25 protein-coding genes are annotated in these 24618 nt (G+C 38.6%); 13 read left to right on the plus strand and 12 right to left on the minus strand.

What is annotated here, in order from left to right; translation table 11 throughout:
- Window positions 1–100: 100 nt before the first annotated feature.
- Window positions 101–1894 carry a carbon starvation CstA family protein gene (locus RCJ95_RS05475; RefSeq protein ID WP_221681282.1) on the plus strand — a complete coding sequence of 598 codons (1794 nt, stop codon included), beginning with the start codon at window positions 101–103 and terminating at the stop codon, window positions 1892–1894.
- A 244-nt stretch (window positions 1895–2138) separates the two neighbouring features.
- A complete protein-coding gene (locus tag RCJ95_RS05480; protein ID WP_004228336.1) occupies window positions 2139–2468 on the plus strand; it encodes a YuiB family protein in 330 nt (109 codons plus the stop codon).
- A 90-nt stretch (window positions 2469–2558) separates the two neighbouring features.
- Here RCJ95_RS05480 and RCJ95_RS05485 read toward each other — a convergent pair whose 3' ends face one another.
- Window positions 2559–3041, minus strand: coding sequence for a divergent PAP2 family protein (locus RCJ95_RS05485; protein WP_221681283.1), 483 nt, complete (start codon window positions 3039–3041; stop codon window positions 2559–2561).
- A 123-nt stretch (window positions 3042–3164) separates the two neighbouring features.
- On the opposite strand from RCJ95_RS05485, the gene RCJ95_RS05490 reads away from it, so the two are divergent.
- From RCJ95_RS05490 to cysI, 7 genes are all read left to right on the plus strand, one after another.
- Window positions 3165–4673 carry a leucyl aminopeptidase gene (locus RCJ95_RS05490; protein ID WP_221681284.1) on the plus strand — a complete coding sequence of 503 codons (1509 nt, stop codon included), beginning with the start codon at window positions 3165–3167 and terminating at the stop codon, window positions 4671–4673.
- A 135-nt stretch (window positions 4674–4808) separates the two neighbouring features.
- Complete coding sequence (locus tag RCJ95_RS05495) at window positions 4809–5012, plus strand: hypothetical protein (protein WP_016991509.1); 204 nt, start codon at window positions 4809–4811, stop codon at window positions 5010–5012.
- Window positions 5013–5362: 350 nt separating this feature from the next.
- Window positions 5363–6136 (plus strand): uroporphyrinogen-III C-methyltransferase, encoded by a 774-nt coding sequence (gene cobA, locus RCJ95_RS05500; RefSeq protein ID WP_221681285.1) that lies wholly within the window; start codon window positions 5363–5365, stop codon window positions 6134–6136.
- A 12-nt stretch (window positions 6137–6148) separates the two neighbouring features.
- Window positions 6149–6889: a sirohydrochlorin chelatase gene (locus RCJ95_RS05505; RefSeq protein WP_221681286.1), complete on the plus strand. Its 741-nt coding sequence runs from the start codon at window positions 6149–6151 to the stop codon at window positions 6887–6889.
- Window positions 6889–7038, plus strand: coding sequence for a YezD family protein (locus RCJ95_RS05510; RefSeq protein ID WP_004228347.1), 150 nt, complete (start codon window positions 6889–6891; stop codon window positions 7036–7038). Before RCJ95_RS05505 ends, RCJ95_RS05510 begins: the two co-directional genes overlap by 1 nt.
- A 43-nt stretch (window positions 7039–7081) precedes the next feature.
- Window positions 7082–8875, plus strand: a complete 1794-nt coding sequence (locus tag RCJ95_RS05515) for an assimilatory sulfite reductase (NADPH) flavoprotein subunit (protein WP_446722003.1) — start codon at window positions 7082–7084, stop codon at window positions 8873–8875.
- 123 nt (window positions 8876–8998) lie between these two features.
- On the plus strand, window positions 8999–10714 hold the full coding sequence (cysI, locus tag RCJ95_RS05520; protein ID WP_221681288.1) for an assimilatory sulfite reductase (NADPH) hemoprotein subunit: 1716 nt from the start codon (window positions 8999–9001) through the stop codon (window positions 10712–10714).
- 44 nt (window positions 10715–10758) lie between these two features.
- Here cysI and RCJ95_RS05525 read toward each other — a convergent pair whose 3' ends face one another.
- Genes RCJ95_RS05525 through RCJ95_RS05540 form a run of 4 tightly spaced genes read right to left on the minus strand, consistent with a single transcriptional unit; the run spans window position 10759 to window position 14628 of the window.
- The gene (locus RCJ95_RS05525) at window positions 10759–11829 is read right to left on the minus strand and encodes a sulfate/molybdate ABC transporter ATP-binding protein (protein WP_446722004.1); all 1071 of its coding nucleotides are present in this window, start codon (window positions 11827–11829) and stop codon (window positions 10759–10761) included.
- Between the two features lie 15 nt (window positions 11830–11844).
- Window positions 11845–12720, minus strand: a complete 876-nt coding sequence (gene cysW, locus RCJ95_RS05530; protein ID WP_446722005.1) for a sulfate ABC transporter permease subunit CysW — start codon at window positions 12718–12720, stop codon at window positions 11845–11847.
- 10 nt (window positions 12721–12730) lie between these two features.
- Window positions 12731–13564: a sulfate ABC transporter permease subunit CysT gene (gene cysT, locus RCJ95_RS05535; protein WP_257520413.1), complete on the minus strand. Its 834-nt coding sequence runs from the start codon at window positions 13562–13564 to the stop codon at window positions 12731–12733.
- An 11-nt stretch (window positions 13565–13575) separates the two neighbouring features.
- On the minus strand, window positions 13576–14628 hold the full coding sequence (locus tag RCJ95_RS05540) for a sulfate ABC transporter substrate-binding protein (RefSeq protein ID WP_446722006.1): 1053 nt from the start codon (window positions 14626–14628) through the stop codon (window positions 13576–13578).
- Between the two features lie 467 nt (window positions 14629–15095).
- Between RCJ95_RS05540 and RCJ95_RS05545 the strand changes: the two genes are divergently transcribed.
- The 4 genes from RCJ95_RS05545 (at window position 15096) to cysC (ending at window position 18674) form a co-directional block, all read left to right on the plus strand.
- Window positions 15096–15797 carry a phosphoadenylyl-sulfate reductase gene (locus RCJ95_RS05545; protein ID WP_274770037.1) on the plus strand — a complete coding sequence of 234 codons (702 nt, stop codon included), beginning with the start codon at window positions 15096–15098 and terminating at the stop codon, window positions 15795–15797.
- Window positions 15798–15809: 12 nt separating this feature from the next.
- Window positions 15810–16874, plus strand: coding sequence for an anion permease (locus RCJ95_RS05550; protein WP_446722007.1), 1065 nt, complete (start codon window positions 15810–15812; stop codon window positions 16872–16874).
- A 70-nt stretch (window positions 16875–16944) separates the two neighbouring features.
- Window positions 16945–18084 (plus strand): sulfate adenylyltransferase, encoded by a 1140-nt coding sequence (gene sat, locus RCJ95_RS05555; protein ID WP_446722008.1) that lies wholly within the window; start codon window positions 16945–16947, stop codon window positions 18082–18084.
- Window positions 18081–18674, plus strand: a complete 594-nt coding sequence (gene cysC, locus RCJ95_RS05560; RefSeq protein ID WP_004228371.1) for an adenylyl-sulfate kinase — start codon at window positions 18081–18083, stop codon at window positions 18672–18674. The genes sat and cysC overlap by 4 nt, the downstream gene beginning before the upstream one ends.
- A 44-nt stretch (window positions 18675–18718) precedes the next feature.
- Here the strand turns inward: cysC and mnhG are convergent, their stop codons facing one another.
- Genes mnhG through RCJ95_RS05595 form a run of 7 tightly spaced genes read right to left on the minus strand, consistent with a single transcriptional unit; the run spans window position 18719 to window position 24477 of the window.
- Window positions 18719–19087, minus strand: coding sequence for a monovalent cation/H(+) antiporter subunit G (mnhG, locus tag RCJ95_RS05565; protein ID WP_004228373.1), 369 nt, complete (start codon window positions 19085–19087; stop codon window positions 18719–18721).
- Complete coding sequence (locus tag RCJ95_RS05570; RefSeq protein WP_004228375.1) at window positions 19071–19352, minus strand: Na(+)/H(+) antiporter subunit F1; 282 nt, start codon at window positions 19350–19352, stop codon at window positions 19071–19073. The genes mnhG and RCJ95_RS05570 overlap by 17 nt, the downstream gene beginning before the upstream one ends.
- Window positions 19349–19828, minus strand: a complete 480-nt coding sequence (locus RCJ95_RS05575) for a Na+/H+ antiporter subunit E (protein ID WP_004228376.1) — start codon at window positions 19826–19828, stop codon at window positions 19349–19351. Before RCJ95_RS05575 ends, RCJ95_RS05570 begins: the two co-directional genes overlap by 4 nt.
- A 4-nt stretch (window positions 19829–19832) precedes the next feature.
- Window positions 19833–21320, minus strand: a complete 1488-nt coding sequence (locus tag RCJ95_RS05580) for a Na+/H+ antiporter subunit D (protein WP_274770028.1) — start codon at window positions 21318–21320, stop codon at window positions 19833–19835.
- Window positions 21313–21654 (minus strand): Na(+)/H(+) antiporter subunit C, encoded by a 342-nt coding sequence (locus RCJ95_RS05585; protein ID WP_004228379.1) that lies wholly within the window; start codon window positions 21652–21654, stop codon window positions 21313–21315. Before RCJ95_RS05585 ends, RCJ95_RS05580 begins: the two co-directional genes overlap by 8 nt.
- Window positions 21654–22076, minus strand: a complete 423-nt coding sequence (locus RCJ95_RS05590) for a Na(+)/H(+) antiporter subunit B (RefSeq protein ID WP_004228380.1) — start codon at window positions 22074–22076, stop codon at window positions 21654–21656. Before RCJ95_RS05590 ends, RCJ95_RS05585 begins: the two co-directional genes overlap by 1 nt.
- Complete coding sequence (locus RCJ95_RS05595) at window positions 22063–24477, minus strand: Na+/H+ antiporter subunit A (protein ID WP_274770024.1); 2415 nt, start codon at window positions 24475–24477, stop codon at window positions 22063–22065. Before RCJ95_RS05595 ends, RCJ95_RS05590 begins: the two co-directional genes overlap by 14 nt.
- Window positions 24478–24618: the final 141 nt, after the last annotated feature.

Below are 24618 nucleotides of genomic sequence, written 5' to 3' on the forward strand. Positions count from 1 at the left end.
AATACTACCTTTCAACTTTAATTTCTGACATTTCAGTTATTTTGAGAATAATAGGGACATTCCTTTGCTATGATGTGGAAAAAGTAAAAGGGGTGTTTGCATGAATGCGATTACAATAGTGATAGGGTCTATTTGTATTTTGATGATCAGCTATCGTTTGTATGGCATTTTCTTTACAAAGAAGGTACTCAAAATAAAAGATGATACGCCCACCCCAGCCCACGCTTTGGAAGATGGTAAAGACTATGTTCCGACGAATAAATGGGTAACCTTTGGGCATCATTTTGCAGCGATTGCAGCAGCAGGACCTTTAGTTGGACCAATCCTAGCCGCACAGTTTGGATATTTACCTGGACTTCTATGGCTATTAATCGGGGCAGTAATTGGTGGGGCAGTTCATGATGCTGTTGTTTTATTTGCATCCATGCGTCATGGTGGTAAATCCCTATCTGAAGTGATGAAGGAGGAGTTAGGCCCTATCGCAGGTTTCTGTACAGGCCTTGCAATGCTATTCATTATTACGATTACAATGGCAGGTCTTTCGATGGTGGTGTTAGGTGCTTTAGAGCGCAATCCATGGGGAACGTTTGCGGTAGGTATAACGATACCAATCGCCATGCTTGTGGGTATTGCCTATCGTAAAACAGGCAATTTAATTGTTACATCTACTATAGGCTTTATTTTATTAATGATTGGGGTATTTATCGGACCGCTTATTCAAGGCACAGCATTCGGTGACTTTTTAACATTTGATCGGGAGACATTAGCTATCATCTTACCGATCTATGCCTTTTTCGCCGCTGCGTTACCTGTGTGGCTATTATTAGCACCTCGTGATTATTTAAGTAGTTTCATGAAGATTGGGGTATTTATTGCACTAATTATTGGCGTTTTCTTTGTTAATCCTGCTATTCAATTCCCTCCATTGACAGAGTTTATTCATGGTGGTGGACCAGTAATTGCCGGTCCTGTGTGGCCGTTTGTCTCTATTACAATTGCCTGTGGTGCCATTTCTGGCTTCCATGCTTTTGTAGGCTCAGGAACAACGCCTAAGATGATTGATCGTTGGGAGGATATTCGTATTGTAGGCTTTGGCGCTATGTTAGTAGAGTCACTAGTAGGTGTGATGGCTTTAATCGCAGCTACTGCTCTTCATCCAGCCGACTATTTTGCGATTAACTCAGCACCAGCTGTGTTTGCTACATTAGGGATGGAGCCCGTTCATCTACAAGCATTGTCTCAAAGTATCGGCATGGACTTGGAAGGACGAACAGGAGGTGCTGTAACGCTAGCAGTGGGCATGACAGATATCTTTACAGGTATTCCTTGGTTCGCAGAGTTATCTTCGTACTTCTATCAATTTGTCATTATGTTTGAGGCAGTTTTCATTCTTACAGCCATTGATGCTGGAACAAGGGTAGCTCGTTATTTAATACAGGACTTTGGTGGCAATGTATATAAACCACTGAAGCGTACCAATTGGGTACCAGGTACAATTTTTGCTAGTGCACTTGCCTGCTTTATGTGGGGCTATTTATTGTATTCAGGGGATATTAGCTCTATCTGGGTATTATTCGGTGTATCCAATCAGCTCATGGCAGCCATTGGTCTAGTATGTGGAGTAACGATGGTATTGAAGGTCGCAGATAAACGCATCTATGCATTGACATGCTTTATCCCATTGGCTTATTTATACATTACGGTCAACGTTGCAGGCTATTGGATGATTAAAAATGTATACTGGAATCCAGCCGCTGCAGGTTTTAATATGTTAAATGGGATTTTATCAGTTATCATGCTAATGCTTGGCTTCTTAATTGTGCTGACAGCATTTAAAAAATGGGCACAGCTTTGGAAATCACCAAAGTTTTTAGTAGCTCAATCAACTTCATAAAATCATTGAAACTATTGAAGATAAGCATTTGTCTTCAATAGTTTTTTGATGAAAAAGCATCTACGGTGAAGGAGAAGCAAATACCCGAGGAAGAAGCAAATACCCCTAAATTTAAAGATCAACCATAGATGATCGATTAATGATTTTCCCAAATATGACGAACAAGCGAAAACAAGGATATGTTCATTGAAAGCGGTGTCGTAATCATGTAAACTAATGAGAGGAAAACGGAGGTTATACATACATGGATGGTCCAGTTTCATTAGTACAGTTAATCATTTCTATTTTGTTATTTTTCGTCATGTTTTTTGGTATCGGATTCTTGTTAAATATGCTGTTACGGATGACATGGTTAATGGCAATTGTGTATCCAATTGTTGTCATCTTTATTGTAGATGAAGTAAGCTTCTTAGATTATATTTTTAAGCCAGGCTCTGCATTCCCAGCATTAATTGATAAATTACAGGCACTTCAGTTTGTGGATATTGCTATTTTATCAGGTGGCTTTGCGGGTTCTATTGTGGCGGGTATCGTGATGATTTATTTACGTAAAAGTGGCTATCGAATGTTCTAACGTGCTTAGTATTCTTTCTTCAACTGAAGGGGGAATACTTTTTTTATACAAAAAAACACAGCCTCCCTCTAGAGGATGTGTTTATGTCTGTTAGATAAAAAACTCGTAGGTTATGATGGCGATAAAAATACCCGTGAGAGCCCCAAAAAATACTTCACTTCGTTTATGGCCTAATAGTGTTTTTAATTCCTCCAATTTTTCTTGTCCGTCCATCTGTGGCCATTTTTTTAAATCATGAAGCAATGTTTGGAAATCCTTACGTAGTTGATTTAAAATGGCTGCATGCTGCCCTGCTTGGTAACGAACACCACTAGCATCATACATCACAATAATGGAAAACATGGCGGCTACCGCAAAAATGGGGGATTCCAAACCCGTCTCATAGGCAATTGAGGTTGCCAATCCAGTGACAGAAGCAGAGTGAGAACTAGGCATTCCACCTGTTGACGTAAAAAGTCCCCATTTTACTTGTCTGGTCATTAAAAAATGAATGGGGATTTTAACAAACTGTGCAAAGAGAACCGCAAAGAGGGCAATTAGTAATGGGGTATTTTGGAGTAAACTCAATTTCATCACAACCTTCGCAAATAATTGCTTTTATTATAACATTCATTATTTTCTAAAAGAAGATATAGGCAAATATTACGCGCTTTTCAGAAACTTCGTTATAATAGTATATGGAATGGAGGAATTTACATGCATATTGTAAAAGAAGCAAAAACATTTGAAACGATTTCTACAGAACTATTAGTGGTAGGAGTCACAAAACATCGTGAACAAATGCAGGACTGGGCAAGCTTTTCATCTTTTTACGGTGAAACCCTTGATACATGGATTAGTGCAGGAGACGTCTCAACTGAATTAAAGAAACTAACGAAATTACCATTTGTGAAAAACCATAACAACCTGAAACGTATTGTATTTGTAGGTTTAGATGAGCGTAAAAACCTAACAGAAGGTGATATTCGCGCAGCATTTGGTTTAGTAGGAAAAGAATTAAGAGCTTTAAAAGTAAAAGAGTATTCCATCTGGCTTGAATCATTTACAACAGAGTCAATTTCAACAGCAGATGTAGCATTTTTAGCGGGTGAAGGAATTGGCCTTGGCTATTATGCTGTTCCACATTATAAAACAACTTCAAACGAAGTAGATAAACGTATTGATGCTGTTCACCTTGTGACTACAGCAGAGGATTTAGATGAAGTGGTGGCAAGCTTTGAGGTAGGTGTGATTTATGCAGATGCTGTCAATGAAGCTCGTAGCTTAATTAATTTACCTCCAAATCTACTTACAGCTACGGATTTAGCTAACTATGCACAATCTCTAGCTGTGGAATACGATTTTGAAGTAGAGATATTAGATAAAGCACAATTAGAGGAATTAGGTATGGGTGGTATATTATGTGTTAACCAAGGCTCTTATGAAGAACCACGATTAATTACCTTAAAATATAAAGCGACTGAAGATTTTGAAGATCCGATTGGTCTTGTTGGTAAGGGTGTAACGTATGATACAGGCGGCTATTCTTTAAAACCAAAGGATTCTATGGTTGGTATGAAAGGTGATATGGGCGGTGCTGCTGCTGTACTTGGTGCGATGAAAATTATCGGCGAATTACGTCCAAATAAAAATGTTGTAGCCGTTATCGGTTCTACAGATAATATGGTGTCGGATACAGCGTTTAAACCAGATGATGTGATTACGACGTACAGTGGAAAAACGGTAGAAGTATTAAATACGGATGCAGAAGGGCGTTTAGTTCTGGCAGATGCAACTACATATGCTAAACAGCAAGGGGTTACTTCACTGATCGATGTTGCTACTTTAACTGGAGGCGTTATTACTGCACTAGGTATGGATAAAACAGGTGCACTTGCAAATGATGATGCATTTTTTGAAGCATTTATGGAAGCTGCAAAAGAGACAGATGAATTTGTTTGGCGTATGCCTTTAACAGAAAATGATAAAAAACGAATTCGAAAATCAGATGTAGCTGATTTAAATAACTCACCTGGTCGTGATGGTCATATGATTTTCGGCGGCGGTTTTGTGGGCGAATTTGTTGGTGATACACCATGGATTCACCTGGATATAGCAGGCACATCAGATGCAGTAGCTGTACATGATTTAGGACCTAAGGGTGGTACTGGTGTTATGGTCCGTACACTCGCGAATTTTGTCCAACGTTTAGGGGAAGAAAAATAATAAACTGTGTCAATCAGCGGGAGTTTATTCTCGCTGATTTTTTGTAATTTACGCACTAATCCCGTTAGAATAGGCATTCTACATATGATAGATGTATCTTCCTTCATACGATAGAGTAAAAAGGGGAGGTAGCATATGCGCAATTTCGGAGGTTATCCAGGCGGAGGATTTGGAGGCTTTATTTGGCCATTTGGCGCACCGTTTTTTGGTGGTTTTTTAGGCAGTTTCCTTGGCTCTCAATTTAATCAATATCCTTACAATCCATATTATCCAAACTATCGACCATATCCACCAGGTCCATATTTTCGACCAGGTCCGCGATATCGTAGACCATGGTAAGCACATAATTAGATCAGCCAGTTGTCGATCTTGATATCGACAACTGGTTTTTATTGTGCCTAACGAAGTATCAAATTTGTGTTGACAGAATATACTAAATTATTTATTATTCTTATTATATTACTAAGAATTAAATATGTGGCTGACTAGCAAACTAGAGGCTTTTATTATTCATAGGCATTTTTGTGCCTAAGGGTAATATTAGCCTTTTTTCTTTATCTTAATTTAGTAAAGGTTTTTGTACTGAAAGCAAAGTGTCAGGTTTAGAAAATCGAGGACCATTATTAGTAAGTTTAATCAATCTGAAATGCCATGACAACAAGGCTAATTAACAGAAGGAGTGAGATGAAATGGGGAAAGTGTATATTGTCGGTGCAGGTCCTGGAGATGTTGACCTCCTTACGATTAAAGGATTACGTTGCATTGAATGTGCAGATGTCATTTTATATGACAGACTCATTAATAAAGAGCTATTAGCCTATGCCAAGAAAGACGCTAAATTAATCTTTTGCGGGAAGTTGCCTCAGCAACATGCCATGATTCAGGAGCAAATCAACCAAACGCTTGTTGATTATGCCCAACAAGGATATGTTGTCACAAGATTAAAAGGAGGAGACCCATTTGTTTTTGGTAGAGGGGCAGAGGAGGCAGGTGTGCTAGCGAAGCATCAAATTCCCTTTGAAATTGTGCCTGGTATTACGTCAGGTATAGCAGCTCCAGCATATGCAGGTATTCCTGTCACACATCGTGATTTAGGCTCAAGCTTTGCTATGGTTACTGGGCATATGCAGGACGGAAAAGAAGATGCTATCCGTTGGGAAAGTCTTGCAAAAGGGATTGATACGATTGCCATTTATATGGGTGTTGGTAATCTGCCTTATATCCGTCAACAATTACTCAAATATGGCCGTGATGAAAAAACGCCTGTGGCTGTTATTCACTGGGGAACAGTTTCTACTAAGCAAAGAACTGTTACGGGTACTTTAGCTACAATTGAGGAAATCGTGTGTGTGGAAAAGATTCAAAACCCTAGCATCATATTAGTAGGGAAGGTTGTGACCTTAAGAGAAACCATTCATTGGTTTGAGGAAAACCCAGCACAGCCAATCCAAATAACGGGATAAGGTTGTGGGATTATGCAGGCTATTTTATATATTGCACATGGCAGTCGTGTAAAGGAGGGTGTAGAGCAGGCCGTAAACTTTCTTCAAGGCGTTCAACAAGAAGTGACAGTACCTATTCAGGAAATATGCTTTTTAGAGCTGGCAACACCAACCATTGCAGAAGGCATTGCTAGCTGTATTCGTAAAGGAGCAACAGCGATTGCCGTAATGCCTATTCTCCTACTAGCTGCTCAACACGCAAAGCATGATATTCCGAAAGAAATGGCAAAAGCTCAAAAACTATATCCATATGTAAAGTTTACATATGGTGAGCCTCTTGGCATTCATGAACGATTAATTGACACGTTACAGGCTAGGATAATAGAAAAACTGAAACCTAACAGCAATGCGAGTGTTTTACTCATAGGACGCGGGAGTAGTGATCCAGCCGTCAAGAGGGATTTAGCCAAAATTGCCAAAAGGCTACGTACTAAATATCACTATAAAGCCGTTGATACATGCTTCTTATACGGAATGGGACCAACCTTTGAAGACTGGTTACTGCAAGTTAAAGGGAAGCAACAGCAAATTTTTATTGTCCCTTATTTATTATTTACAGGCATTTTAAGACAAAGTATTGCCAAGCGATTACAAGGCTTTGACAGTCAAAACATTTTGTTATGTGAAAGCTTAGGCTATGACGACAATGTGAAAAAAGTATTAGTGGAACGTATTGATGAATTACTACATTTTAAAGAGGAAGGTGTTTCGTAATGGTAGATAAAAGAACTGAAAATGTAAATCTAGCATTAGATAATGTCCGCCAAATGTTAAATACTGTGAACCACGGATCCATTACATTGATTGTTCAAAATTCCTATGTGGTTCAGATTGAGAAAAAAGAAAAAATAAGGCTTCGATAAATTTAAAAATATGAAATGATGATGATTCGTGAGGTGGCAAAGATTGAAATTACAAGTAATAAACAGTCCATTTAATGAAGAGCAGGTGAAGTTATTAAACGAGCTTCTCCCTAAATTAACAATTGAACAAAAATTTTGGCTAAACGGTTACTTAAGTGCTCCCCAAGCAACTCTTGATGCAATTGCTGAACAGGCACCACCAGCAGCCCAACCGATTACAAAAACAATAGCAATTTTATATGGTTCCCAAACAGGCAATAGTCAAGGATTAGCTGAGAAGTATGCAGCAGCTTTAAAAGAACAGCAGGTAGATGTAACTGTCTCATCATTAGGGAAATTTAAAGCTAGTAATTTAAAAAAGATCACCAATCTATTACTTATTGTGAGTACACATGGAGAGGGAGATCCCCCAGATCAAGCAATACAATTCTATGAATTTTTGCATAGCAAACGGGCGCCTAAACTAGAACACCTACAGTATTCGGTCCTTGCTTTAGGGGATAGCTCCTATGAATTTTTCTGTAAGACAGGTAAGGACTTCGATGAGCGATTTGCGCAATTAGGTGCAACAAGAATTGTTCCTCGTATAGATTGCGATGTAGATTATGATGACGCAGCTGCACAGTGGTTCTCTGCGGTTCAACAGGAATTTCTTCAGCACACAACTGCAGCAACGTCTACTTCAGCACACAACGAAGGGGCGCAAGTACTTGAAGAATCTACATATTCAAGAAAAAATCCATTTTACGCTGAAGTACTTGAAAATATAAATTTAAATGGTCGTGGCTCCAATAAAGAGACACGTCATCTTGAATTATCGATTGAGGGAGCTAATTTCCATTTTGAACCCGGCGATAGCATTGGCATTCTGCCAGAGAACGATGAACAATTAGTCAATGCATTGCTGACAGCACTTCAATTTGATTCGGAGACAGAAGTGACTGTTTTTGATGAAACAATAACAATAAAAGATGCACTACAGAAAAAATTAGAAATTACGGTGTTATCTAAGCCGTTACTCGAAAAAATTGCTGCTCATACAGAGCATAAAGAATTTTCTAAGCTATTTGAAGAACCAAAAGCATGGAAGGACTATGCAAAAGGAAGAGACTTGCTCGACCTAGTAGAGGAATTTACACCATTTACTTGGAATGCACAGCAGTTTGTAGAGTTACTGCGTAAAATTCCAGCTCGACTTTATTCTATTGCTAGTAGCCAAAAGGCCAATAGCGAAGAGGTTCATTTAACGATTGGTAAGGTAAGCTATGAAACAGCAGGTAGACAACGCCTTGGTGTTTGCTCTGGAAGTGTGGCAGAACGAATACAAATAGGTGATACATTACCAATCTATGTTCATAAAAATCCGAATTTCAGATTGCCAGAGAATAATGAAACGCCAATTATTATGATTGGTGCAGGCACAGGTGTTGCACCATATCGAGCTTTTCTAGAGGAGCGAGAAGAGTTAGGGATTGAGGGGAAAGCTTGGCTCATCTTTGGTGATCAGCATTTTGTTACGGATTTCCTCTATCAAACGGATTGGCAACGTTGGCTAGCTACTGGCACATTAAGTCACATGCATGTAGCCTTTTCACGTGATACAGACAAAAAAATCTATGTTCAACATAAATTGCAAGAAAATGCCGCAAGTTTTTATGAGTGGCTGGAGCAGGGGGCTGTCATTTATGTATGTGGTGACGAAAAATCAATGGCATCTGATGTGGATGCAACCATTCATCAAATCATTGAGCAGCAAGGACAGAAAACACCAGAGGAAGCAAAAGCCTATGTGAATGAATTAAAACAGCAAAAACGCTACCAACGTGACGTTTATTAATGCAGTTCAACACAAATTTCTAAAAATCCTTCCCTTATTAATGAGTTGATCTCTTTGTTAGCAAGTAAACCCTCAGGTATGCCCAATACGCTGAGGTGTAATGGATTAAAGGAGCGATAAAGAATGACTGAAAAAATAGTGTTACCTCCACAGCCTGGGAAACCAAGTGATGTAGAGCGTATTAAAACCGAAAGTAATTACCTACGTGGAACACTCGAACGTACCATGAACAATCCATTAAGCTCTGGTATTCCAGAGGACGATAATCGCCTTATGAAATTTCATGGCAGTTACTTACAGGACGATCGAGATCTTCGGAATGAACGTCAGAAACAAAAGCTGGAACCTGCCTATCAATTTATGGTACGTGTACGAACACCGGGTGGAGCCGCTACCCCAGCACAATGGCTTGTGATGGATGAAATGGCTAGAAAGTATGGCAATGGCTCTTTAAAATTAACAACACGTCAAGCATTTCAAGTACATGGCATTTTAAAATGGAATGTTAAAAAATATATGAAGGAAATCAATGAGGTGTTATTGGATTCTCTTGCGGCATGTGGAGATGTGAACCGTAATGTGATGTGTAATGTCAATCCAAACCAATCTGCATTACATGAAGAGGTTTATAATTGGTCTGCGAAACTAAGTGAGCATTTACTGCCGCGAACACGCGCTTATCATGAATTATGGTTAGATGGAGAAAAGGTAGTAGATAGTCAGGATGTAGAAATTGAACCGATTTACGGAGCTCAATATTTGCCCCGTAAATTTAAAATTGGTATTGCAATTCCACCAAGTAATGATGTAGATGTTTTTTCACAAGATATCGGACTGATTGCCATCGTTGAAGACAATCAGCTTGTTGGTTTTAATGTAGCGGTCGGTGGAGGCATGGGCATGACACATGGTGATCATGAAACCTATCCACAGCTTGCTCGTGAAATTGGCTTTATAACGCCAGATAAATTACTAGAAACAGCAGAAAAAATAATCACGATACAGCGTGATTATGGGAATCGCTCTGTCCGTAAAAATGCACGATTTAAATACACAATTGATGCGAGAGGACTTGAATGGTTCCAAGAAGAATTAACGCGTCGTCTAGGCTGGGAAATTCAGCAGGCTCGTCCTTATACTTTTGAGCGTACAGGTGATGAATTTGGCTGGGTAAAAGGGGCAGATGGTCATTGGCATTATACGTTATTTATTCAAAATGGCCGTATAAAAGACTTTGAGGATTATCAGTTGTTAACTGGCTTACGTGAAATAGCTAAGGTGCACACGGGTGATTTTCGTTTAACACCGAACCAAAATTTAATGATTAGCAATGTAACCCCCCAGAAAAAGAAACAAATAAATACGCTTATTGAACAATACAAGCTAACAGATGGTGCGCATTATTCTGCCTTACGCCGCAATTCTATTGCCTGTGTCTCATTACCGACATGTGGCTTAGCCATGGCAGAAGCAGAACGCTATTTACCTTCTCTTATAACAAAAATTGATGCCATTATTGATGAGGCTGGCTTAAATGAAACAGAAATTGTTATTCGCATGTCTGGTTGTCCAAATGGCTGTTCACGTGCAGCAATGGGTGAAATCGGCTTTATTGGCAAAGGGCCAGGTAAATACAATATGTACCTTGGTGCAAGTTTTACAGGCAATCGCTTAAATAAAATCTATCGTGAAAATATTGGTGAAGAGGAAATTTTAGCAGAGCTACGCCCAATTCTTCTGCATTTTTCAAAGGAACGTTTAGAGGGCGAGCATTTTGGAGACTTTGTCATTCGTGCAGGGTATGTCACAGCTGTTTATGATGGAAGAGAATTTCATTAAAAATTAAAACCATGTAGCAAATTTTTCTTTGCTACATGGTTTTTTTATATAGAATAATCTTCAGGAATAAACACCTTTAATTGTTTCGGCTTTACAAATACCTGATCGCCCACCTTCAGTTGAAGAAGATGAAATTGTTCTTTTGATAACTCCGCTTCTAAAAATTCATCAAGATCCTCACGACGTAGCTCAATTTGGACAATAGGGCCTAGTAAATGAATGTGGCTGATTTTAACAGGAACCGTACCTGGAATACTTGTTTTCTCAATCTGAATATCATGTGGACGTACATAGCCTATCGCATTGTCCTCTGAATGTGTTAGGGCATCAGGTACATCAAGTACAACTTCGCCCTGCATGAGCTTACCATTATGTAAGCGACCTTTAAATAAATTGACATTGCCCAAGAAGTCATAGACAAATGGACTTTTGGGATTTGTATAGACCTCGTCTGGACTACCAATTTGCTCGATTTTGCCATTGTTCATGACCACAATACGATCTGCAACATCGAGAGCTTCCTCCTGGTCATGTGTCACAAAAATACTTGTAATATGAAATTCATCATGTAACTTTCGAAGCCAACGACGTAACTCCTTGCGTACTTTTGCATCGAGAGCTCCAAATGGTTCATCTAGTAACAGTACCTTTGGCTCTACGGCAAGCGCTCTTGCCAGTGCGACACGTTGTCGTTGCCCACCCGAAAGCTGTGTTGGAAACCGATCTGAGAAATTTTCAAGCTTCACAAGTTGCAATAATTTCATCACTTTATCTTTGATTTGTTGTTTTGAAGGTCTGCTTTTTCGAGGACGTACCTTCAAGCCATAAGCTACATTGTCAAAGACAGTCATGTGGCGAAAAAGCGCATAATGTTGAAAGACAAAGCCCACATTACGTTCCTTTGGATGGCGATCTGTGATGGATTGACCATCAAATAAAATGTTGCCAACATCCGTTGTTTCAAGCCCAGCAATCACACGTAATAAGGAGGTTTTTCCTGATCCAGAAGGGCCGAGCAGTGCTACTAGTTCCCCAGACTGAATATGTACGGATATATCCTCTAGTGCCTGAAAGGACCCATATTTTTTGGATACGTTTTGAATTTGTATACTCATTGAGACCATCTCCTTTTAACTAGATCTTGATTTCCAAGCAATAATGTCTTTCACAATTAATGTAAAGATGGCCATTACGCTCATTAAGGAAGCAACTGCAAAGGCTGCTGCAAATTGATATTCATTATAGAGAATTTCAATATGAAGTGGCATCGTATTTGTCATGCCACGAATATGACCAGATACAACAGACACAGCCCCGAATTCTCCGATGGCTCGTGCATTACATAAAATCAAACCATAGAATAGTCCCCATTTAATATTGGGTAATGTGACATACCAAAAGGTTTTAAAGCCACTTGCCCCCAATGAAATGGACGCTTCTTCCTCAGATGTACCTTGGGTTTGCATCAGCGGTATTAATTCACGTGCAACAAAGGGCAAAGTGACGAAAATTGTGGCAAGGACAATGCCTGGTAGTGCAAACACAATTTTAATATCATGTACAAACAACCAATCACCAAATAGTCCCTGTGAGCCAAACAATAAAATAAACACTAAACCTGCGATAACAGGTGAAACTGCAAAAGGTAAATCTACCATAGTAAGTAATAGATTTTTCCCCTTAAAATTAAACTTTGTGAGTGCCCAGGCAGCCATTACGCCAAAGATTGCATTGAGGGGTACAGTAATGGCTACGACGATTAAAGTAAGCTTAATAGCAGCTAATGCATCTGGATGTGTAATCGCAGCAAAGTAAACGTCGGCTCCTTTTTGAAAGGCTGTAATAAAAATAGATACTAAAGGTAGTACGATAAAGAAAGCTAAAAAAGCTAAGGCAATAAATATTAACATATAGCGAATAATACGAGGTTCCTGTAAGGCAGCAGACTGAGTAGCTGCTTTACTTTTTTCTGTACTAGCCTGCTGAATAAAAGTTGATTGTTCCATATAGTACCTCCTAATGTACAAACCGACGATTGGCTAGCCATTGTATCAAGTTAATGGTGAACAACAAAATAAAGGATGTCACAAGCATGACAACAGCTATGGCAGTTGCCCCTGCATAATCATATTGCTCAAGCTTTGTCATAATAATTAACGGCGTAATTTCCGTTTTCATCGGCATATTTCCTGCAATAAAAACAACCGAGCCATATTCACCTAAAGCGCGCGCAAAGGCCAAGGAAAAGCCAGTTAAAATAGCTGGTACTAGCTCTGGTAAGATGACTTTACGGAAGGTTTGTAAACGATTGGCTCCAAGGCTTGCCGAAGCTTCCTCAACCTCAGCACTGATATTTTGTAAGACGGGCTGGACCGTTCGTACAACAAAGGGTAGCCCGATAAAGGTTAAAGCAATAATGATGCCAAGAGGTGTAAAAGCAATTTTAAAATTAAAAAATTGACCAATCCAACCATTTGGCGCATAAAGAGATGTTAAAGCAATTCCAGCAACAGCAGTAGGTAATGCAAAAGGTAAGTCTACAAGCCCATCAATGATTCGTTTAAAGGGGAATTGATAGCGAACGAGAACCCATGCAATAGTCGTACCAAAAAAAACATTTAGTAAGCCTGCAATCAGTGCAGTGCTAAAGCTTACTTTGTAGGAAGCAACAGCACGGGGATCTGTAATGATATCGATAAATGCTGACCAGCTTAAGGACATGGTATGAATGAAAATCATTGAAAGTGGTAGTAACACTAGTAAACTTACGTAAAGCATTGTATAACCAAGAGATAAATGAAAGCCTGGAATAATTCGACGCGATTTTTTAGGAATGATTAAACTGCTCATCAAAACGCTCCTTATTGTGGTACGTATATTTCATCAAAGGTACCACCGTCTTTAAAATGGTTTGCTTGTGCTTGTGACCAACCACCAAAATCATCAATGGAAACAAGTTCAAGCTGAGGGAATTGATCTTTATATTTTGCTAGAATCGTTTCACTACGTGGGCGATAATAATTTTTCGCCGCAATTTCTTGCCCTGTATCACTATATAAATGCTGTAAGTAAGCTTCAGCGACTTCACGTGTCCCTTTTTTATCTACGATTTTGTCTACAACTGCAACTGGTGGCTCTGCTAAAATACTTAATGAAGGCGTGATGATTTCAAATTCATCCTTACCTAATTCATTGAGAGAGAGATATGCTTCATTTTCCCACGCAATTAAGACATCTCCAATTTTACGTTCTACGAATGTTGTTGTAGCTCCACGAGCGCCAGAATCAAGTACTTCTACATTGCTGTAAAGTGATGTCATAAATTCTTTTATTTTTGTCTCATCATTGTTATATAACTTTCCGGCATAAGCCCAAGCAGCTAAGTAGTTCCAACGTGCACCTCCAGATGTTTTGGGATTAGGTGTAATGACAGATACATCATCTTGAATCAAATCATCCCAATCTTGTATGTTTTTTGGATTGCCCTGGCGAACTAAAAAAACAATTGTAGATGTATAGGGCGTCGAATTATGATCAAATTCGGTTTGCCAATCTTTATTCAGCAGCTCACGTGTTTGAGCAATTTCATCAATATCGTAAGCCAGTGCGAGTGTCACAACGTCGGCTTCAAGACCATCTATAACTGCACGTCCCTGTTTGCCAGATCCACCATGTGATTGATTGATTGTGACGTCTTGGCCAGTATCATCCTTCCATTTTTTTATAAAATCTTTGTTGAACTCATCGTAAAGCTCCCGTGTTGGATCATAGGATACATTTAGTAGCTCTACAGACTTCTTGTCTTCCTGGCCGCTTGCTTTTTCATCTGAGTTAGCACTTCCACAGCCAGTTAAACTAAGTGTTAGAATAATTAAAAAGGCTAATGATTGGAGAACATAGCTCTTTTTTCTCATAGTTAATCCGCCCCTTTTCTGTCTTAAGAATGCAAAAAGCCATCACCCACAATGACATGACAACATTGGGTAGATGGCCTTCAGATCCTCTGATCAGCGTTTTTTTATTTAGGTCAAAGCTTTAGTAATACATTAAACATATATTTCCTATTAGTCAACAAGGAATTATAAAAAAGATTATTTATTTTGAAAATTAATGGAAGTGTCCCTAGATACCATTCATCATATGCGGCAAGGAACAAAAAAAATGGGTGTAAGGAAAAGATATTAAAAAAACCTAGTTGACTGCTTGGTGTACTTTAGTATATATTTGGTAATAAGTAGAATGATTGTGATACGAGGTAGCAACTACTAGTGAACAATCATTAAATATAGAGCTGGCTAGTCAAACTAGAGGCGTTTTAACAAAGACCTGTTTTTTCCTATGTCTTTTGTTAGAACGCCTTTTTTGCTATGAGGGGGATTCGATGTTAACTTACGAAAATTGGCAAGAACCGATCATTGATTTTCAGGTTGATGATTTGTATAAGGCTGCACTAGAGGTTTTACAGTGGAGCTATCAAGAATATGGAGATGAAATCGTCTATGCATGTAGCTTTGGTATTGAGGGCATTGTCTTAATTGATCTCATTTCAAAGGTAAAGCCTAACGCTACGATTGTTTTTTTGGATACAGATGTACACTTTAAAGAAACATATGAAACCATTCATAAAGTCAAAGAAAAATATCCACAACTCAACATTGTCATGAAAAAGCCAGCCCTTACACTAGAGCAACAAGCTACACAACATGGTGACGAGCTATGGAAGTCCAACCCAAATAAGTGCTGTGATATTCGTAAGATAAAACCTTTACACGAAGCCTTATCAGGTAAAAAGGCTTGGATATCAGGCTTACGTCGTGAGCAATCACCAACACGTCAACAAACAAACTTTCTAAATCGTGACGATAAATTTAAATCGATTAAAGTTTGTCCATTGATTCATTGGACTTGGAAGGATGTCTGGCGCTATGTTTCAAAGCACAGTTTGCCATATAATCCGTTACACGATCAAGGCTATCCAAGCATCGGCTGTGAGCATTGTACGAAACCAGCATTTACAATGGAGGATTTACGTTCAGGTAGATGGCAAGGTTCTGGTAAAACCGAGTGCGGGTTACATGAATAAAGGAGTTCTGCCATGCTTGAATATTTTGCAATAGCTATTAGCTTATTTTTTGCGATGAACATAGGGGCAAGCGGAGCAGCAGCCTCAATGGGTGTTGCTTATGGGGCAGGTGCCATCACAAAAGCGTGGCAAGCATTGCTTTTATGCGCGATAGGCGTATACAGTGGAGCTGTATTAGGCGGAGGAGAGGTAGTCAAAACGATAAGCTCAGGCATTATGCCCCAGGAATATATTACGGTAAAGGTTGTCATCATTATCTTGATTTCTGCGACAAGCTCGTTATTTTTCGCCAATCTTTTAGGCATTCCCTTATCAACGAGTGAAGTAACAGTGGGTGCTGTCGTGGGTGTAGGAATTGCCTATAAAGTTTTATTCGTCAATTCGCTGCTTGTCATTATATCATTTTGGGTGATTGTACCGCTTGTTGCCTTTGTCATTGCTCTTGTATGTGGAAAGTTATTATATAAGTTACAAAACAGAGGGCTGCTGAAAGATCGGCCAATTTTAACTGTTCTTCTCATATTAGCAGGATTTTTTGAAGCATTTTCAGCGGGTATGAATAATGTTGCCAATGCAGTTGGACCGTTGGTGGGAGCAGGAATGATGGATGTGACAACAGGCATTGTGCTTGGCGGTGCATTTGTCGCAATAGGTGCTATGCTACTTGGTAAACGAGTGCTTGAAACAAACGGTAAAAAAATAGTGCGCTTTCAAAAGGTTGAGGGCATTCTCATTTCAAGTACAGGTGCATTGCTTGTTGGCGTAAGCTCAATTTTTGGGCTTCCAGTACCCTTAACACAAGTCACTTCTTCATCCATCATTGGGATGGGGATGGCGAAAAACGGAAAGCAAATCTTCCATAAGCATATTGTGAAAAAAATTATACGTATTTGGGTTGTATCACCCATCTTTTCATTAGTCATTTCTTATTTTTTAGTGCAGTTATTTTTAGAAAAAGACCTTTATACCATTATTTTAAATGGCAGCATTATTGTTGGGACGCTAGGGGTTATTAGTCTGATGCGTACGATGCGTGAAGAAGAGCAGTCTATCTATGATGCAGGGGAAGGCATTTAAATTGAATCATGCCATCACTAGCTCTTGACTATAAAACTTAGTATTTAACTAGAATTAGGAGGAGATTTTAATGAGTCTACAACCACATGGTGGGCTACTTGTGCAAGCATTTAATCCAGAAAAAGAAATCACATCTATTCATAAGGAAATTGAGTTGGATGCGATTTCGTTGAGTGATTTAGAGCTAATTGCTATAGGGGGTTATAGCCCAATTGAAGGTTTTTTAACACAAATAGATTATGAGTCAGTCGTGGCACAAAGTCGTTTAGCATCAGGTGTAGTATGGAGTATTCCGATTACATTACCTGTTTCAAAAGAGAAAGCGTCCATTTTACAGCCTGGTGACGAGGTAAAGCTGGTTTATGGTGATGAAGTATATGGCGTTATTGAAGTAGCAGATATTTATGAGCCGAATAAACGAAAAGAGGCTTTACTTGTCTATGGAACAGAGGATTTAGCACATCCGGGCGTTCAAAGGCTTTTTGATCGTCCTGCCATTTATGTTGGAGGAAAAATTACGTTAATTAAACGTCTTACACAAAAGTTCCCTGCTTATTCATTTGACCCAATAGAAACACGACAATTATTTGCTGACAAGGGATGGAAAACCATTGTTGGCTTCCAAACACGTAATCCAGTCCATAGGGCGCATGAATATATTCAAAAGGCAGCACTTGAAACGATTGATGGGTTATTTCTAAATCCACTTGTTGGTGAAACAAAGTCAGATGATGTATCAGCTGCTATACGTATGGAGAGCTATGAGGTTTTATTAAAAAACTATTATCCTGAAAGTCGTGTACAATTAGGTATTTTTCCAGCCGCTATGCGGTATGCAGGACCAAAGGAAGCTATTTTCCATGCACTTGTTAGAAAAAATTATGGCTGTACTCATTTTATTGTTGGTCGTGATCATGCAGGTGTTGGTGATTATTATGGCACATATGATGCACAAAAGATTTTTGAACAGTTTACTGAAGATGAATTAGGAATTGTCCCACTAAAATTTGAGCATAGCTTTTATTGTCAGCAATGTGAAGGCATGGCTACGACAAAGACATGTCCACATGATAGCTCTGCCCATGTCATTCTATCAGGAACGAAGGTACGTGAGATGCTACGAAATGGAGAAGTACCACCAAGTACATTCAGTCGTAAAGAAGTCGTAGACATTTTAATTAAAGGCATGAGTAAGGAGGTAGTGAAATGAGTTCAAACATTGTTTGGCATGAAGCCTCCATTACAAAAGAGGAACGCCGTTCAAAAAATAAACATCAAAGCTTTATTTTATGGTTTACGGGTTTATCTGCTTCAGGGAAATCATCAGTGGCCAATGCTTTTGCCCGTCGATTATTTGAAAGGAGCAATCAAGCCTTCGTATTAGATGGTGATAATGTGCGTCATGGCTTAAATAGTGACTTAGGATTCGATGAAGCAGGGCGCAAAGAAAATATTCGTCGAATAGGTGAAGTCTCAAAGCTATTTATAGAGAGCGGTCAAATTGTACTAACAGCTTTTATTTCACCTTATCGAGAAGATCGTCAGGTAGTTCGTGAACTTGTAGAGGATGGTGAATTTTTAGAGGTCTATGTAAAGTGTTCAGTAGAAACATGTGAAAAAAGAGATCCTAAAGGTTTGTATAAAAAAGCAAGGAATGCTGAAATTGCTAATTTTACAGGGATTAGCGCTCCATATGAAGAACCAATTAACCCAGAAGTTATTTTGGATACAGAACAGCATTCTATAGAAGAATGTGTGGAGCAACTGACAAATATTTTAACTGCCAAGGGATATATTTAACTAAAAAAATCTGCTCGATTTTGTAATCGGGCAGATTTTTATATTTATTTTACACCTTGTTCCTTTTTCATTCTGTCAATTTCAGGACCTAGTTCATCACGTACAGTACCTTTCCATGGCTTAACACCAGCAATATAGGAAGAACGCGTCATAATGTGTCCGCCAACAGGACCAGTGATAAAGAGGAAGAGTATCCCCAGTAAAATACGAGGGTTGAAATGATCTTCAATCAGCCAAAAGTGAAAGAATACACCGATCAGTACACACATGACGCCAAGTGTTGCACTTTTTGAAGCGGCATGGGCACGTGTATACAAATCAGGTAAACGGACAAGTCCGATAGCTGTCACGACAATAAAGAGTACTCCAACAGTAATGAAAAAGATAACTAAACTATTAGCGAGAATTGTCACGTTTGATGATATCTCCTTTCTCTATAAATTTAGAGAAGGCCATCGTACCGATAAACGATAAAATTGCTAGCAATAAAATGATTTCAAGAAAGAAGCTTGTTTCCACTAAAATCGAAAATAGTCCGATTAGGGAAATGAGTGAAACCCCAAGTGAATCCAAAGCTACAACACGATCGGATGCGGAAGGACCTTTTACCATTCGATAAATGACCGCTATCATCGATAAGCAAATCACTACGATTACAGCAATAATAAATGTTGTCATGATTTACTCACCTCCAAAATCGCTTTCTCAAATGAATCTCGAATGGAAGCAATGGCTTCATCTGCATCATTAATATCAATTGCATGTACATACAATGTTTTCGCATCGTCTGATACATGCACTACGACTGTTCCTGGTGTTAGAGTAATAAGGCTTGATAATAAAGTGATTTCCCAGTCCTGTGTTAGAACAGTTGGATAAGCAAAAAAGGCAGGTTGCATGTCCAACTTTGGCTTTAATACTACTTTCAATACTTGAACATTTGCTAAAATTAACTCTTTTAAGAACAACAAAGTTAATTTTAGAATGGCCCATAATCGATAGACATAAAGACGCGACTTGAAAAACCTCCGCATGAGAAAGAGTAAGATTATTCCCATAATGAATCCTATGATAAAACCAGTTGCTGTGTAATTAGAGGAAAGGAACATCCAGACAAAGGCAAGTACAAAATTTAAAATCATTTGAAATGCCATAGTGCTAATCCTCCTTCATCACAGCATCTATATAGATAGATGGATCATTTAATAGTTTTGCAGCATCATCCATAAATGGCGTAATCCATTCAGAACCCACACCATATGCGACAGTAATAAGTACTAGCAACGCAGTAGGCATAAATAGCATTTTATAGGTAGATTTGTCGACGGTACCTTGTGTTTCTTTTTCCTCACCCCAAAAGGCATAGAGGAAAATACGAATCACGGATAGTAAAACAAGCAGTGAAGATGCTAAAATGAAAATACTGCTCCACATACTTCCAGCCTCAAAGCCTCCCTGAACAATTAACAGCTTTCCAACAAACCCACTAAGTGGTGGAATTCCAGCTAAGCCAAAAGCTGCTATTAAATAACACCAACCCAGTGCAGGGTATTTTTTCATAAGCCCACCCATTTTACGCAAGTCAGATGTACCAGTAATATAGATGATAATGCCGATTAACATAAAGAGTGCTGCCTTAATCAGCATATCGTGTATTAAATAAAACATAGCTCCTTTTAAAGAAGCCTCATTCATTTGAGAGACACCAAATAAAATGACACCTACTGCAATGACAATGTTATAGATAATAATGAGCTTTACATCGAAATAAGCGAGTGCTCCAATACAACCAGCCACAATTGTTGCAATAGCTAATGCCATTAGTAAATCATGTGTATAGGATAAATCATGTACAAAAAATAGTGTATAGGTACGTGTAATGGCATATACCCCAACCTTTGTGAGCAGAGCGCCAAATAGAGTTAAGACAGGGATCGGGGCTGCTGCATACGAAGTAGGAAGCCAAAAGTATAATGGGAAAATAGCTGCTTTTAGTCCAAATACCATTAAAAATAGTACGGCAATAACAGTAATAATTCCTGGTTGATTAATTTCAGCAATTTTTACCGCAATATCAGCCATATTTAATGTCCCTACTACAGAATATAAATAGGCAACGGTTATAACAAATAAGGCCGAAGAAATAACATTAATTAAAATATATTTAATAGACCCTTTCAGTTGCCCCTTCTCACCACCTAAAACGATAAGCAAATAGGAAGCCATTAACAATACTTCAAAGAACACAAATAAGTTAAAAATATCGCCTGTTGTAAAGGCACCATTGACCCCAGTTAAAATAAACATAATACCAGGGTAATAAAAGAAGCGTTCGCGTTCCTTAGTAATAGAACCGAAGCCATACCAAACAACAAATAGCGCAATAAGCAATGTCGTTGTAACGAGCAATGCAGACACCATATCAGATACCATTGTAATACCGTAAGGAACAGGCCAATTTCCAAATGTGACCTTTTGAATACCATCTTCCTTCACTTTTAAAAGCAGTGAAAGGGCAGAGAGGAGGGCTAGTCCAATCCCAAGTAATGAAAATGATCGCTGATAAGTTAGATTTTTTTGTCCAAACATTAAAATCATACCGAAGAAAAACGGGATGATTATGGGTAATAGTAGGAAGTTATTCATCCTCATCACTTCCTCTCATTAAGCTAATATCATCCGTGTTAAGCTCTTGATAGGAACGGTAGGCAAGTACAAGGAAGAATGCTGTCACCCCAAAGCTTATAACAATCGCAGTTAAAATAAGTGCTTGGGGTAAAGGATCAGCAAATGTTTTGGCTCCTTCGTTTAAGACAGGTGGAGCTTCACCACCAAGACCACCCATTGTTAAGATGAGTAGATGAGCACCATGACTTAACAGACCTGTTCCAATAATAATGCGCAATAAACTTTTTGATAAGATTAAATAGACCGCTGCCATAAAGAGAAAGCCGATCACAAATGCCATAATTATTTCCATTATTCATCCTCTCCAATCGTTTGAATAATGGTCATCGTAACGCCGACAACAACCAAATAGACACCGCTATCAAAAAGCATAGCCGTGTGTAATGACTGTTTGCCTAGAAGCGGTAAATCGAAATAATCAAAGAAATGTGTGAAAAACGGTTTGCCCACAAACATTGGGTATGCCGCAGTAGCAAGGGCTAATAGTAAGCCAATGGCTGTTAAATATGTGTAATTAATCGGTAGAATATGGCGGACTGTGTTGATATCATAGGCTAACACTAAAAGAACAAGTGCACTTGATGTTAACAGACCACCAACAAAGCCTCCACCAGGCGTATAGTGACCAGCTAAAAAAATATGAATGGAGAAGAAGAAAATAATGAAAAATACAATTTTAGCTGTAAATTGTATTATCACATCATTTGTTTTCATGAGTGTTCTCCTTTCTATTCATACGTAACTTAATCATAGCTAAGATGCCCATGCCAGCTATGCCGAGTACTGTAATTTCAAACAATGTATCGAAACCACGATAGTCTACTAAAATTACGTTTACAATATTTCCGCCACCAGCTAATGAATAGACGGTTTCCTCGTAGTACTTAGCAATAGAGGGAATTAGTTTTTGGGAATGAGCTGATAACGCAACAAGTGTTACCATCACACCAACTGCAATGGAAACAATGGCACGATTTAACTGGAACCTCATTCGCTCCTCGCGTTTACCAAGCTTAGGTAGATGGTAAAATGCTAATAAAAATAGTGCTACTGAAATCGTTTCTATAACGAGCTGTGTCAACGCTAAATCAGGTGCGTTAAAAATGACAAAGAATAAGGCTACTGTATAGCCAACAGTACCAAGCCCAATAATGGCCGTTAATCGTGATTTTGCCAAAATGGTGATGCCAGTACCAATTAATAAGACAATGATCAAGATAATTTCGTATAGATTAATTGGTGAGGCTCCTTGGAATGAAATATTAAATGCATCTTTCACAAATAGAGAGCCGATAACAATAATAGTTATTCCGCTAAACATATAGAGTAAATAGTGGCGCATAGAACCTGTCATATAGCGTCTAGATAAACGATTTAAGCCAACATCTAATCCCTGCATGATTTTGTCATAGGCATTGTTTAATGTTAACGCTTGTGGGAATCGTTGATACATCCCTTGCCATTTTGGTAAGGCAACAAATAACAATACGCCAACTATTATAATTCCAATAGTCATCAGTAGCTCAGGAGTGATCTTACCATGCCAAGCAGATACATGAATATCAACAGCTTGAGGCGAATCATACAAAAATGGCTGTATCGCTTGAACGGCTGGTTTTACAAAGGTATTACCTATAAAGTTTGGAATAAAGAAGATTGTCACAACTAAAGCCGCTAAAAGCATAGGAGAAATTAGCATACCAATCGGCGCCTCATGTGGTTTATGAGGTAACTGCTCCGGTTTGTAATTTCCATTAAATGTTCGGAAAACAAAATAGAAGCTATAGATAAATGTAAAAATACTAGCAATCCACGCAACAATAGGGAAAAGTGCTCCCCATGTTTCAAAGCCGAAAAATTCAAACTTTTGAAGTGCAAGCATGGCTGTTAAAAACATTTCTTTACTTAAGAAGCCATTAAATGGTGGAAGACCAGCCATTGATAAACTTCCTATTGCAGCCACAGTAAAACTAATTGGCATAATACTCATTAAACCACCGAGTTTACGAATATCTCGAGTTCCTGTTTCATGATCAACAATACCCGCAATCATGAAGAGACTGCCTTTAAATGTTGCATGATTAATAAGGTGGAAAATGGCAGCAAATGCAGCAAACTTAATGGTATCGACTGAGCCATTTGCATGAAAAGCAACAGCACTTGCCCCAAGTAGTGACATAATAAGCCCAAGCTGACTGACTGTAGAGAATGCTAGAATACCTTTTAAATCAGTTTGCTTGACTGCAAAGAAGGAACCCCAGAATAAAGTTAAGATACCGACACCTGTTACAAGCCAGACCCAAAGCTCAGAGGCTGCAAATATCGGCGTAAATCGTGCAACTAAATAGATACCTGCTTTAACCATTGTAGCTGAGTGAAGGTATGCACTTACTGGTGTTGGCGCCTCCATGGCATCTGGTAACCAAATGTAGAATGGGAATTGCGCGGATTTTGTAAATGCTCCCAAGAGTAATAGGACAAGTGACCAAGTAAATAAAGGCTGATCTACTAAATTTGGTGCCATGACAATCAATTCTCGAATGGAATAGGTTCCTCCCATTAAATAAAGAAGAACGAAGCCACCTAGCATCATTAAGCCGCCGCCAACTGTAATCATCATAGACTTTAATGCACCGAAGCGTGAGGCATCTCGATTATACCAATAGCCGATGAGTAAAAATGATGATATGGATGTTAGCTCCCAGAAGAAATAGAGTGTAATTAAATGATCTGATTGTACTACTCCCAGCATGGCTGACATAAATAACAGTAAGTAAACATAAAAGTTATGTAATTTTTCTTTATGTTTATCTAAGTAAAAAATGGAGTAAAGCACTACTAACGAGCCAATTCCAGTAATGAGTAATGAGAATAATAAGCTAAGTCCATCTAAATATGAGATGATGGAAATATTAAGCGATGGAATCCAAGGTAGCTCTGCAGTAAATACCTCACCTTTAGCAACTTGAGCAATATATGTTGCATAAATAACAGCAAGCGTAACAGGTACAGCAAGAACAAACCAACCTGTGTGAATATTATTCATGCGTTTATATAATAATGGCACTAATATTGCAACAAGCATTGGAATAAAAATATAAAGTACTTGTAACAAAAAAACCCTCCTTTATGCAGGTAAGTAAATCAATTATAACGTACTTTAATTGAGAATGCATATGTACTATAGGGATTTAGCTTGCGGTCATTGGAGAATTTTCGTTATATTATAAATAGGAAGTTATCAATAAAAATAGAG

It is taken from the genome of Lysinibacillus sp. BSL11, assembly GCF_052928325.1.